This is a genomic window from Kribbella capetownensis, assembly GCF_004331485.1.
Classification (GTDB): Bacteria; Actinomycetota; Actinomycetes; order Propionibacteriales; family Kribbellaceae; genus Kribbella; species Kribbella capetownensis.
This window is the reverse complement of sequence record NZ_SJKD01000009.1, coordinates 354,878-367,502: the sequence shown is the minus strand read 5'-3', so window position 1 is coordinate 367,502 and position 12,625 is coordinate 354,878. Positions and strand designations below refer to the sequence as shown.

11 protein-coding genes are annotated in these 12,625 nt (G+C 68.1%); 6 read left to right on the top strand and 5 right to left on the bottom strand.

Annotated elements, in window-relative coordinates; translation table 11 throughout:
• Window positions 1–47 precede the first annotated feature (47 nt).
• From E0H75_RS34725 to E0H75_RS34700, 6 genes are read left to right on the top strand one after another with little or no spacing between them, the layout of a single operon-like run.
• On the top strand, window positions 48–1,148 hold the full coding sequence (locus tag E0H75_RS34725) for an exo-beta-N-acetylmuramidase NamZ family protein (protein ID WP_131517937.1): 1,101 nt from the start codon (window positions 48–50) through the stop codon (window positions 1,146–1,148).
• The gene (locus tag E0H75_RS34720) at window positions 1,145–2,110 is read left to right on the top strand and encodes a GNAT family N-acetyltransferase (protein WP_131517936.1); all 966 of its coding nucleotides are present in this window, start codon (window positions 1,145–1,147) and stop codon (window positions 2,108–2,110) included. The genes E0H75_RS34725 and E0H75_RS34720 overlap by 4 nt, the downstream gene beginning before the upstream one ends.
• 1 nt (window position 2,111) lies before the next feature.
• Complete coding sequence (locus tag E0H75_RS34715) at window positions 2,112–3,392, top strand: extracellular solute-binding protein (RefSeq protein ID WP_131517935.1); 1,281 nt, start codon at window positions 2,112–2,114, stop codon at window positions 3,390–3,392.
• Window positions 3,389–4,324 carry a carbohydrate ABC transporter permease gene (locus E0H75_RS34710; RefSeq protein ID WP_238163445.1) on the top strand — a complete coding sequence of 312 codons (936 nt, stop codon included), beginning with the start codon at window positions 3,389–3,391 and terminating at the stop codon, window positions 4,322–4,324. Before E0H75_RS34715 ends, E0H75_RS34710 begins: the two co-directional genes overlap by 4 nt.
• Window positions 4,321–5,193, top strand: a complete 873-nt coding sequence (locus E0H75_RS34705; RefSeq protein WP_131517934.1) for a carbohydrate ABC transporter permease — start codon at window positions 4,321–4,323, stop codon at window positions 5,191–5,193. The genes E0H75_RS34710 and E0H75_RS34705 overlap by 4 nt, the downstream gene beginning before the upstream one ends.
• 10 nt (window positions 5,194–5,203) lie before the next feature.
• Complete coding sequence (locus E0H75_RS34700; protein WP_131517933.1) at window positions 5,204–5,935, top strand: PIG-L deacetylase family protein; 732 nt, start codon at window positions 5,204–5,206, stop codon at window positions 5,933–5,935.
• 3 nt (window positions 5,936–5,938) lie between these two features.
• Here E0H75_RS34700 and E0H75_RS34695 read toward each other — a convergent pair whose 3' ends face one another.
• The 5 genes from E0H75_RS34695 to E0H75_RS45230 all read right to left on the bottom strand — a co-directional run bounded on the left by E0H75_RS34695 (window position 5,939) and on the right by E0H75_RS45230 (window position 12,595).
• Window positions 5,939–7,687, bottom strand: a complete 1,749-nt coding sequence (locus E0H75_RS34695) for an ABC transporter permease (protein WP_131517932.1) — start codon at window positions 7,685–7,687, stop codon at window positions 5,939–5,941.
• A complete protein-coding gene (locus E0H75_RS34690) occupies window positions 7,684–8,415 on the bottom strand; it encodes an ABC transporter ATP-binding protein (RefSeq protein ID WP_131517931.1) in 732 nt (243 codons plus the stop codon). Before E0H75_RS34690 ends, E0H75_RS34695 begins: the two co-directional genes overlap by 4 nt.
• Entirely contained in the window at window positions 8,412–8,930 is a 519-nt protein-coding gene (locus tag E0H75_RS34685) for a PadR family transcriptional regulator (RefSeq protein WP_131517930.1), read from the bottom strand. The genes E0H75_RS34690 and E0H75_RS34685 overlap by 4 nt, the downstream gene beginning before the upstream one ends.
• Window positions 8,931–9,137: 207 nt before the next feature.
• Window positions 9,138–10,586, bottom strand: coding sequence for an AI-2E family transporter (locus E0H75_RS34680; protein WP_131517929.1), 1,449 nt, complete (start codon window positions 10,584–10,586; stop codon window positions 9,138–9,140).
• On the bottom strand, window positions 10,583–12,595 hold the full coding sequence (locus E0H75_RS45230) for a coiled-coil domain-containing protein (protein ID WP_238163444.1): 2,013 nt from the start codon (window positions 12,593–12,595) through the stop codon (window positions 10,583–10,585). Before E0H75_RS45230 ends, E0H75_RS34680 begins: the two co-directional genes overlap by 4 nt.
• Window positions 12,596–12,625: the final 30 nt, after the last annotated feature.

The following is a 12,625-nucleotide window of genomic DNA, read 5'->3' as shown; positions in this document are numbered from 1 at the left end:
TTCAACCCAGTTCCTGCAGGATCCACGATCTGGGTTGGTGGTTGACGATGGCAGTCCGGACCGGCGCGGAGCGTCTGGCCGGGGAACCGGGGCTGGTGGACGACGGCCGCCTCGGATTGATCACGAACTTCACCGGCGTACTGCCGGATCTGCGACCGACCTCGGTCGCGCTGCTGGAGGCCGGTCTTCCCCTGACCGCGCTCTTCGGCCCCGAGCATGGTCTGCGCGGTACGGCGCAAGCCGGCGAGAGCGAGGCGGAAGGCGTCGACCCGGACACCGGGCTGCCTGTCTTCGACACCTATCTCCGGCACGGTCGCGGACTCGACGACCTGTTCTCCGGTGTCGACGTGCTCCTGTTCGACATCCAGGACATCGGCACCCGGTTCTACACCTACGTCTGGACGATGTACGACTGCCTGAAGGCGGCCGAACGCCTCGGCAAGCCGTTCGTCGTCCTCGACCGCCCGAACCCGCTCGGCGGCGTCCAGGTGGAAGGTCCGGCGCTCCAGCCGGGCTTCGAGAGCTTTGTCGGCCGCGCCCCGATCCCGCTCCGGCACGGTCTGACCGTCGGTGAGCTGGCCCGTCAGTTGGGTGAGGCAACAGTCATCACGATGGACGGCTGGACTCGCGACTCATGGGGGACCGGGATGACCTGGGTGCCGCCGTCGCCGAACATGCCGACCCTCGACACCGCGCTCGTCTATCCGGGTACCGGGCTCTTCGAGGGCACGAACCTCAGCGAGGGCCGCGGCACGACGCGGCCGTTCGAGACCATCGGGGCGCCGTTCGTCGACGCCCGGTTCGTCCCGGCGCTGCGCGAGTGCGAGCTTCCCGGCGTCGTGTTCCGCCGTACCTGGTTCGAACCGGTCTTCAGCAAGTACGCCGGTCAGGCGGTGCCCGGGGTCCAGGTGCATGTCGTGGATCGGGCGGCGTACCAGCCGGTGCGGACCGCGCTGGTCATGTTGCGGGTGCTGAACGAGCTCTACCCCTCCGACTTCGGTCTGCTCCCGTCGCTGGACAAGCTCTGGGGCTCCGACTCGCTGCGCAAGGCTTTTGAGGCAGGAGAAGACCCGGTAGCCCTGTTGCCCTCGACAACCCTCGACTGGGCGCGGCCAGACGCACTGCTCTACGAAGGGACGGCCAAGTGATCCGCTCGTTCGAGGTCGGGGACGGGCCGGCGCTCGCCTCCGTGTGGACCGCCGCTGCGCCGGCGGACCCGATCGGCTACCTGCGCTTCCGCGACCAGTTCCTGCTGGACCGCAACTTCGATCCGGCCGGCCTCAAGGTTGCCGTGCACAACGACCAGGTGGTCGGGGCGGCGTACGCCGTCCGACGGCTGATCGCGGCGGCAGGCGACGACCTCGAACCGGCCAGCGGATGGATCCCGTTCTTCTTCGTCCACCCGGACCACCGCGGCCAAGGGATCGGCACGGAACTGTTGACCGCAGCCATGGACTGGCTGCGCGACCAAGGGCGCTCGGAAGTCTTCTTCTCGTCGTACACCCCGAACTACTTCCTGCCCGGCCTCGACAGCGCCCGCTATCCAGCCGCTCAGCGACTGACCACAGCCCTCGGATTCGAGCCGCAGTACGACGCGGTCGCGATGGACCGCAGCCTGGTCGGGTACGAGATCCCGGCTGAGGTCCGCGACCGGATCAACATGTTGATCAATGATGGATACACGTTCGGAACACCGACCGGTGATGAGTTGACCGCATTGATCAACATTGCCGGGGTTGATTTCAATCCGGACTGGGCGCGAGCGATCCGCGAGGCCGTGGTGGCGGGCATGCCGCTGGACCGGATCGTGGTCGCGCGCGATCCCGGCCGCGGGATCCTCGGCTGGGCGATGCACGGCACCTACGAAGGTGTGATCGATCGCTTCGGGCCGTTCGGCGTACTCCCGGCGAGCCGTGGCACCGGGCTCGGCAAGGTGCTCCTGCATCTGACGCTGGAGCGGATGGCCGGCCTCGGCGCGCACAGCGCGTGGTTCCTCTGGACCGGCGAGAAGTCGGCGGCCGGGCAGCTCTATCTGAAGACCGGCTTCACCATCACCCGCACGTTCACCATCCTCCGGGCTCGTTTGGTCCGGTCCGACGGGAAGGACTGATATGCGTATCAGAAAGGGCATCCCGGCCCTGATCGCGGCACTCGGACTCATGGCCACCGGCGCGGCCTGCGGCGGCGGGGACGGTTCGGGCGGTGGTGGCGGCAACGTGCAGCTCACGCTGCTCAGCCACTACGCGTCGGATCCGGCCAAGAGTGGGCTGGACAAGATGATCGCGCAGTGGAACAAGGAGAATCCAGACATCCAGGTGAAGTCCGAGGTGGTCAAGTTCGACGACCTCCTGACCACGCTGACCGTCCGGCAGACCGGTGGCCGCGGTGCGGACATCGTCAGCGCCTACGGACTGTGGGGCGGCCAACTCGAGAAGGCGAACGTGGTGGCGAAGGTGCCCGACGAGATCGCCCAGAAGATCAAGGCGAGCTACAGCCCGGCGGCGCTCGGCGCGGTCACGACCGGGGACACGCTGCTCGGGTACCCGACCGAGTTCAACACGTACGCGCTCTTCTACAACAAGAAGATCCTCGCCGCGGCCGGCGTCAGCAAGCCGCCGGCGACCTGGGCCGAGCTCGAGGACGTGGCGAAGAAGGTCGTCAAGCGCGATGCCAACGGCAACGTCCAGGTCGAGGGCCTGAGCCTGATTCAGGATGGCGACAACAAGTCGGCGCACCCATTCCTGTCCCTGCTCGACTCGGCCGGCGGAACGTTCCTCGGCAAGGACGGCTCACCGCAGTTCAACAACGACGCCGGCAAGTCCGCGCTGCAGGTCGAGGCCGACCTGGCTGCGGCGAAGGCGACCAACCCGTCGATCTCGCCGACCAAGCAGTTCCGCAGCGGCGGCGTCGCGATGGCGATCCAGGCCGGCTGGTGGCTGGGCAGCCTGAAGACCCAGATGAAGGACAAGTACTCCGACGTCGGTGTCGCCCCGATCCCGGGACCGACCGCGGGCAGCAAGGGATCGCTCGCGTACGGCTTCTTCATGGGCGTGAACCAGCGCAGCAAGCACTCCGACGAGGCGTGGAAGTTCCTCAGCTGGCTGAACGAGCACCAGACCGAGGGCGGCGTCACCGAGATGGGCAAGTGGCTGGCCGACCAGGGCCTGATCCCGCCGCGCGCCGCGGACGCTGCGACGTACCAGAAGACTCTGACCGACGCGAACTTCAAGCCGATCTACGCGGCCGCGGAGTACGCGATGCCGGAGCCGAACCAGGCGGGTGCCTACGAGGCGAAGACGGCTTTGCACAATGCGATCATGACCGTGCTTGCCAATGGCAAGAGTCCTGACGAGGCGCTGGCGCAGGCGGCCAAGGCAGTCAAGCCGCAATGACGACCGCTGTTCAGGTCCGCACGGCCCCGGTGACCGTGGCCAAGCGACCTGCCCTGCATCGCGAGGGACGGGCGGCGTACCTGTTCCTGGCGCCGTCCCTGCTGTTCTTCTGTGTGTTCCTGATCCTGCCGTTCATCTTCGCCGTCGTGCTGGCCTTCTCCGACTGGGGCGGGTTCGACCTCGGCACGATCAAGTTCGCCGGGATCAAGAACTTCTCCGACGTACTCAGCTTCGACGGCACGTTCGTGAAGCCGATCCTGGTGAACACGCTGCTGTTCGCCTTCGGTTCGGTGGTGATGGCCACGGTGGGGTCGGTGCTCGTCGCCTACTGCATCGATCGGCTGAGCTTCCAGGGGTTCTGGCGGGTGCTGTACTTCCTGCCGGTCGTCGCGACGGTGGTGGCCATCGGCAACGTGTGGAAGATGATGTACCAGCCGGCCGGGCTGATCAACGGCATCCTGAACAAGCTCGGCGTGAACAGCATCGGCTTCCTGTCCGACGCGTCGTACGCCTTGCCGTCGGTGACCGTCGTTCACGCCTGGGCCTCGATCGGGGGCGCCGTACTGATCCTCACCGCGGGACTGAAGGCGATCCCGGGCATGTACTACGAGGCCGCCGAGGTGGACGGTGCGAACAGCTGGCACATGTTCTGGCAGATCACGCTGCCGTTGCTGCGGCCCTCACTGTTGTTCGTGTTGATCACACAGTTCATTGCCGGACTGCAGTCGTTCGCATTGATCATTGTCATGACCGGTGATGGTGGACCGGTCAATGCGACGAACGTTGCGGCCTTCGAGATGTACCAGCAGGCGTTCAAGTTCGGCGCCTGGGGGACGGCCAGCGCGATGGCGATGGTGCTGTTCGTGGTCATCTTCGTGATCACACTGCTGCAGCTGTGGATCGCCCGGCGGCGCGGGGAGGAGACCTCATGAGGCGCCGTCGGTTCCCGTGGTTCTCGTACCTGGTGGTGATCCTGGGCGGTGTCGCGATGGTGATGCCGTTCCTCGACATGCTGATGAGCTCGTTCAAGGGCGCGGGGGAGTACGGCGTGATCCCGTACCAGTTCCTGCCGAAGTCCTTCGGGCTGGACAACTACAAGGCGGCGTTCGACCAGCTCGAGCTCGGGCGGCTGTTCCGCAACAGCGTGATCGTCACGGTGAGTGTGACCGTCAGTGTGCTGGTCACGTCGTCGATGGCGGGATACGCACTGGCCAAGCTGCGGTTCCGCGGCCGCGCGGTGATCTTCCGGTTCATCCTGGCCACGATGATGCTGCCGCCCTTCCTGCTGCTGATCCCGACGTTCCTGATCATGCTGAACTGGCCGTTGGCCGGCGGCAACGACATCCTCGGACGCGGCGGCGACGGCGGGCTCACCACGAGCCTGATCGCGCTGATCCTGCCGTTCACGGTGAGCGGGTTCGGCATCTTCCTGATGCGCCAGTTCATGGTGTCGCTGCCGGACGAGATGCTCGAGGCGGCCAAGATCGACGGGGCGAACCAGTGGCAGACCTGGCGCCTCATCGTCCTGCCGCAGACCAAACCGGTCGCGATCACGCTCGGTCTGATCACGTTCATCGGCCAGTGGAACGAGTACATCTGGACGCTGTTGATCTCGTCGTCCGACCCGTCCCTGCAGACCCTCCCGGTCGGGATCCAGTTGCTGCAGAGCTTCCTCGACCCCGACCGCACGATGCCGATCGTGATGGCCGGCCTGGTGCTCAGCACCCTGCCGGTGCTCGTTGTGTTCCTGCTGTTCCAGAAGTACTACGTCCGAGGCGTCGTACTGAGTGGCCTGAAGTGAGGAGACCCTTGTGACCAAATCAGTGCTCGCTGTCGGGGCGCACATCGGCGACATGGACCTGACCGCCGGACCGACCCTGGCGAAGCTCGTCCTGGAAGGCGCGAGCGCCACCATCGTCGCGCTCACCCCGGGGGAGCGGGGCCACCCGCGGATGACTCCTTCGGAGTACAAGAAGCAGAAGATCGCCGAGGGCGAGGCCTTCGCCGCCGCGATCGGCGCCGACTTCATGGTCCTCGACCACAGCGACGGCTTCCTCGCCGACTCCGACGACGTCGCGCTCGAACTCGCCACGATCATCCGCGACAAGCAGCCCGACACGCTCATCGCGCACTGGAAACACAGCATCCACCGCGACCACGAACATGCGTCGAGCCTGGTCGAACGGGCCCGGTTCCTGGCCGGCCTCCCGTCGGACCCGGAGATCGACGGCATGGAAGGCGCCGTGGGCAAGCTCGCCGCTCTCCCGCGGCACGGCGTCCGCTCGATCCTGCACGCCGAGAACTGGGAGGACATGGAGGGCTTCCAGCCGTCGATGTACGTCCCCATCCCCGACGAGGCCTTCTACCTCTGGGTCTCCGCCATCCGCCACCAGGCCTTCGCCCGCGGCGAGACCTACGGCTTCCGCTACATCGACTACTACACCGCCCTCATGACCACCCGAGGCTGCCTCGCCGGCTACCCGCGAGCCTGCGCCTTCCACACCAACCCCACCCCCGAAATCACCAAACTCGCCGGCCCGTAGGCCTTACTCGTAGCGAAGGGCTTCGGCGGTGGGGATCTGGGTGGCTAGGCGGGCGGGGACGGTGGTGGCGAGGACGACCAGGACGACGGTCCCGATCGGCACAAGGGCCAGTGACCACCATGAGGCGATCACTCGGTCCTCAGGGCTTCCGCCGGCGATACCGTAGACGGTGAGGTAGAGGACGATGCCTACCGGGATCGACACGATGACTGCGACGGTGGCGAGTGCGACGTGGGCGCTGATCAGGCTGGACGCGATCTGCCGGGGTGTGAGGCCGACGGACTTCAGTACGCCGTACTCGCGGACGCGCTCGCGCACCGAGAGGAGGGCGACCGCGATCAGGGTCGTGACGGTGATCAGGAGGAGCACGGCGTCGAGGGTGTAGACGAGGACGGGCAGCTCACGCGGTACGTCGCTGACCTCGTCGGCGGCCTGGGCATCGAGGTTCGCCTGCATCGAGAGTGCGAAGACGACGGCCGCGCCGGTGACCACGATGGCACCGGCCAGCCGGGTGGCTCGGTGTCGCCTGGTGACAAGGTCCTTGAGCCCGAGTGACAGCACGAGGGGAAGGGCCGCCCGGCCGATCAGCCGTCCGAGGCGTGACCGCGACGCCGGTGCGGCGGAACCGGACTGGATCGCCTGCAGAACACTGAACCCGGTGCCACGGCGGGCCGACGACGCGGCGCTGCCGATCAGCACGATCAACACAGGGCACGCGGCGACCAGGAGATGCCACGGGTTCATCGCAATCGTTGGCGCTCCCACCATTGTCGCGATACTCGACGCGGCCAGCCGTGGCGCGAGCACTACCCCGATCGCGAAGCCGGACACCACCGCGACCAGGCCGAGTACGGCGGACTCGAGCGCGAACACCACGGTGATCTGGCGTGGCGTCACGCCGACAGCCTTCAGCAGTCCGATCTCACGGTGCTGTGCGCCGGCGCGGGCCGTGACCAGGATCGCCACCACCGCGAAGACCACCGCAAGCAAGACGATCGTGTACGTCGTCAGCACGAGCCGAGTGGGAGCTGCCTCTTGCAACGCACTCTCACGCTGGTCCTGCCACGTCTCGAACGAGGCGCTGCTCGGCGGCACGGCCCCAGCAGCCCGTACGGCGAAGTCCGGTGCGGCAGCCGGATCGGACAGACGGATGGCCTCGGTCCAGCGCCAGCGATCGGTGTCCGGCTGGACCCGCTCCAGCGTCGCGCGTGAGACCCAGGCGAGACCGGGGTTCCGGCGGGGATAGCGCGGCTGGCTGGGCGACACCGCAGTACCGACGACGGTCAGCTCCACCGGGTCGCCGGTCGTTGCCAGGCGCAACGTCGTACCGACGGTGAGACCGAGGGCTTCGGCGAAGCTGCGCTCGAGGACGATCCCGGCCGCCGGTTGGCCTCCGCCTTCGATCGGGATCGCCGTGTTGACGTGTGGCGCGGTGGCCTGGCCGGCCAGTTGCAATCGGTCGGTCGTGCCCAGTACGTCAGCGTTCGCGTTCGGGATGGGCTTGTCTCGTTCGGCGACGCCGGGGAGACTCGCGATCTTGTCCGCATCCGCTGCGGAGGCGACGTTCGCCAGGACATGTGCGCCGTTTGCTTCGGCGAAGGTCCGCTGCCACGGATCGCGGACGGTTGCCCCGACCTCGAGCGCGAGCACGATGGTTGCCGCCGCGGCACTGCAGAGCAGGACCGTCAGCGCGCTCGCCAGGAGCCGCGAGCGGAGTCCTGCGAACGCGAGCCTGACCAGCGTGAGCGTCATACCGGTCCACCGGCGTCGAGGGGGAGCGTGACCGGCCGGGCCGCCTGCAGCTCGGTGTCGTCGTTCACCAGTCCGTCGCGAAGGGTGACGACCCGATCCGCTGCGGCGGCGACACGGGTGTCATGGGTTACGAGCAACAGTGTCTGGCCTCGGTCGCGGGCGGCGCGGAGGAGGGCGAGCACCTCGCGGGACGAGGCCGAGTCGAGGTTCCCGGTCGGTTCGTCGCCGAGCAGGATGTCCGGGGTGTTCGCCAGGGCACGGGCAAGAGCGACCCGCTGTTGCTCTCCACCGGACAGTTGGGACGGCGCCGCGTCGTACTTGTCTTCAAGACCGAGGTCGTCCAGCAGTCTGCTCGCGGCGTCCCGGGCTTCCTTCCGGTGACGTCCGACCAGGAGGAGGGGCAGTTCGACGTTCTCGATCGCGGACAGGGTCGGCATCAGGTTGAAGAACTGGAACACGAACCCGACCTTCTGCCGGCGCATCCGCGCCAGCGCGGTCTCGCTCAACTGGTCGATCCGCCGGCCGCCGAGCCAGACCTCGCCGGCGGTCACCCGATCGAGCCCCGCCATCAGGTTGAGCAGGGTTGACTTCCCGCACCCACTCGGTCCCACGATCGCGACGAACTCACCTCTGCTGATCGTGAGGTCGATCCCGCGGACGGCCAGGACCTGCGTGCCCCCGGTGTCGTACGTCTTCGCGAGCCTTCGTGTCTCGAGCACCGGTGTCATGCCGGCTCCCGTTGCATCGGCAGTCGCTGCTCGATCAGGTCGAGCCACTCCAGGTCGGCTTTCAGGTGCAGGATCGCGCCTTCGGCCAGCAGCTCGGCGGCGGGCCGCGACCCATCGGCCGACACCATCGCGTCGAGGTCGCGCAGGGACTGTAGGTACTCGCGTCGTTGCCCGGCGATCAACGCCTTCGGCTCGGCCAGCCCGGCCGACGCGAGAATCACCAGCTTCATGAAGAACTCGTCCTTCAGTCGCGTGCCCGGCACCGGCGTCTCGATCCATCCCGTCAGCGCTGCGCGGCCGGCCTCGGTGAGCTCGTACACCCGCTTGCGCCGGTTGTCGCCCTCGATGCTCTGCCCGACCACCAGCCCGTCTCGCTCGAGCCGCGCCAGGGTCGAGTAGATCTGGCCGGCGTTCAAGGCCGGCAGCTGGTCCCCGAACTCCTGCTCGAGGGCCTGCTTGATCTCGTACCCGTGCCGGCTCTCGTCGGCCAGCAACGCAAGAAACAACGACCGCATAGATAGCGAGAATATATACCCGATATCTATCTGTCCAGACCCTGCTCGCGGACTGCCTTCCGGCAGGTTGAGCGGGCTCTGGAGGGGACCATTGGGTACGTCGTACTCGCCGTCGGACAAGGTGGCGGTTGCTTTCGCAGCACTCGTCGACGGCGGATGTGAGCGGCGTGCGCTCGACGGGGCGGTCGGAGACGTGGCCTCCGGCGGTTAGGATTCGTCGGCTTTGCGGACCCAGACCTCTCGGATGATGAGGAGCAGGGCGGCGGCGCAGGGGATGGCCAGGAGGGCGCCGACGACGCCGAGGAGGGCGCCGCCGAGGAGGGCGGCGATGACGGTGACGGCGCCGGGGATGTCGACGGCTCGGCGCATGATGCGCGGGGCGACGACGTAGTTCTCGATCTGCTGGTAGATGACCCCGTACGCGAGACAGGCGACGCCGGTCCACAGGCCGTCGGTGAAGCCGATCAGCGAGACGAGGACGACGCCGATCAGGCCGCCGACCATCGGGATGAACGCGGTGAACATGACCACGATCGCCAGCGCCACGGCGTACTCGCGCAGGCCGACGATCTCCAGGAACACGAACATGAAGAAGCCCGCGCACAGGGCGACCATGAACTGGCCGCTGACGTAGCCGCCGACCCGGGCCAGCACCTCGTCGCCGAGGATCGAGACGCGGGTACGCCGGGTCCGCGGGACCAGGCTGTACGCCGCACGCTTGACCGACGGGAGCGAGGCGAGGAAGTACAGGGTCAGGATCAGGATCGTGAACGTGTTGAACAACGCGTTCGCGACCACCTTGCCGACACCGAGGATGCCGCCGAACGCGCGCTGCGCCAGGGCCGGGTCCTGGATGTAGTCCTTGGCCTTCTGGACGTAGTGGTAGCGGTCGTCGAGTTCGTCCAGCGTCTTCGACTTCTGTACCAGGTCGAGCCACTGGGGTGCGTTCCGGATCAGGCTGTCGATCTGGTCGGTGACCACCGGCACGATCGCGAACCCGACGCCGGCCACGGCGAGGATCATCAGCAGGAACACGACGCCGACGGACAGGCCGCGTTTCAGGCCGCGGCGCATGAACCACTCGACCAGCGGATTCAGGCCGACCGCGATGAACATCGAGACCAGCAGCAGGATCAGCACCGAGCGGGCCTGGCCGGCCGCGTTCCACAAACCCCAGGCGACCAGTACGCCGAGGGCCGCGAAGAAGCCGAACATGAACGGGCTCGAGCGCCGCAGCGGCGGACCGGGCAGGCCCATGCCGACGTCCGGATGCCGCTCCTCGATCAGCAGTTCGCTGGCAAGATCGTCGTCCGCCTTCTCCGCCGAAGCCTTGGCATCCTCCGCCGACACCTCAGCCGCCCCAGCCGACTCACCGGCCTTGTCAGCGGACTCATCCGCCTTCTCGGCGGACTCGTCGGACTTGTCCGCGGACTCGTCGGCTAGGTCCGCGGACTCATCCGCTTTGTCTGCCGACTTGTCGGCTTCGTCGGCCGATCCGTCGGCCTGCTGGGCGGACTTTGCCGCCGCGTCGGCGGAGTGGTCCGCCTTGTCCGCGGCCTGTTCTGCGTCGGCGGCGGCCTCCTGCGCTTCGCGGGTTGCCTCGGCGAGGTCCCGGTCGGGGATCGTGGTGGAGGTGTCGTCGCCGGCTGGCGTCACGTCGTCTTGTCCTTCGGGGATCGCGAGCCCGCCTTGGCCTCGTCGGTCTTCTTCTCGTCGACCGAGCCGTTCGGCCGGGCCTGCGCCTGAGTCTCCTCCGACACGAGGTCATCCAGCCGGAACTCGTCGATCTTCGTCGAGTCCGCCGGCTCGTCGTCGTCGCCCTTCGAGTCGTCCGCCTTCGAATCGGCAGTCTTCGAAGCGGCAGTCTTCGAATCGGCAGTCTTCGAAGCGGCAGCCTTCGAGCCAGCGGCCTTCGAGTCGTCGGCCGGCGACGCGGACGTGGACGCCTTGGACGAGGCAGACCGGGAGGACGCGCGAGAGGTACTCGCGCCAGACATCGACGCGGCCGAGCTCGACGACCCCGAGTTCGACGCAGCAGAGCCAGACGCGTCAGGAGTGCTCGACGCCGAGGTGGACGTGGGGGAGTCGGACTCGTCGGCCGGGCCGCCGGCGGTTTTGCTCACCAGGTCGTCGGTGTCCTTCGGGTCGACCCGCAGAGCGGTGTCGATGCGCGTCTCGTCGACCCGCGCGTCACCCGCACCCAGCCCGACGAACGGGCTCGCCCCGGTGAACGGTCCCTCTTCACCCTCGTCGTACGACGACTCAGCCGGCACCGGCGTGGCCGCGGCGAACGGGTTGTCGTCCTTCGGCGCAAACGGGCTGTCATCCTTCGGCGCGAACGGCCGGGCAGCCGATGCGGCGGATCCGGCGGACGCGCCCCCGTCCGCAGCCGCTCCGGAATCAGCGGAAGCGTCGCCCAGTGCGTCAGCGGAGTCGGAGCTGGCGGCAGGTGCGTCGAACGGGCTCGGTGCGGATGCCTCCGGCGGTGCCGCGAACGGGCTGGGCGCCGGCGCATTCTGCGGCCCGGACAGCGGGTTGCTCGACGGCCCGCTCAGCGGGTTCGGCGACTCCGCCTGCTGGCGGTTGAAGGGGCTGACGTACGCCGGGGCCGCGGTCTCGGAGTCGAGTTCGGCGGCCTGGCGGGCGATGTTGCTGGCGATCTCGTTCAGACCCGCGATCTGGGTCAGGATGCCGTCACGACGCTTCGCTAGCCGCTCGGTCTCCCGGGCGACGATCGTGCGGGACCGCTCCGCCTCGTCCGCGGCGTTCGCGAGCTCCGACTCGGAGCGGGTCCGTGCGGTGGTCAGCAGTTGCTCGGCCTCGCGCCGCGCCCGGGTGATGGTCCGCTCGGCCGACTCCTCGGCCTCGGCGCGGATCTTGCGGGCCTGCTCGGTCGCCTCGGCCACCCGGCGCTCGGAGGCCTCGGCGGCCTCGCGCATCTGGGTGGTGAGGTTCTCCGTGTCGGCAGCGATCTGCTGGTGCTTGTCGGCGAGCTCCTTGGCCTGCTGCTCACGCTCGTCGGCGAGCCTGGCCCGCAGCGCCGCGGACTCGCGCTGGATCGCCGTACGGATCTTCTCCGCCTCGTGCAGGGCACCGTTCTTCAGCGTGCTGGCCTGCGACTCGGCGGTCAGCTGCAACTGCTCGGCCTTGCGCCGGGCGGCCTGCAGGACCTCGGATCCCTCGGTCTCCGCGGTACGACGCAGCTCGGCGGCGTCGCCCTCAGCGGTCCGGCGCAGGCTGTCGGCCTCGTTCAGCGCGACCGAGCGGATGTCCTCGGCCTCGCGGTCACCGGTCGCCCGGGCCGCCGCGGCCTCCTTGGCGGCCGTGCTGCGCAGCTCCTCGGCTTCGCGGCGGGCCTCCTCGAGCGCCTCGGACGCCTGGTCCTGGGCGAGCCGGAGGATCTGCGCGGCCCGGTCGCCGAGTCCGGCGTACGACGGGTTGGCGCTCGCGTCGAGCTGACGCCGGGTCTCCTCCAGTTGCCGCTGCATCGGCGCGACGCTGCCCTGGAGCTCGTCGGCTCTGTTCCGGGCTTCGACGAGTTGCATCTCCAGCGCGCGGACATAGTCGTCCACGGCCTGCTTGTCGTACCCACGTCGACTGACCGGGAAACCCCCGGCCGCTGTCGCCGTACGGTCGAAAAATGGCAGGCTCGACTCGTCAGGCATTCCCGAGATTCCCTTCTGGCGGCTCACTGA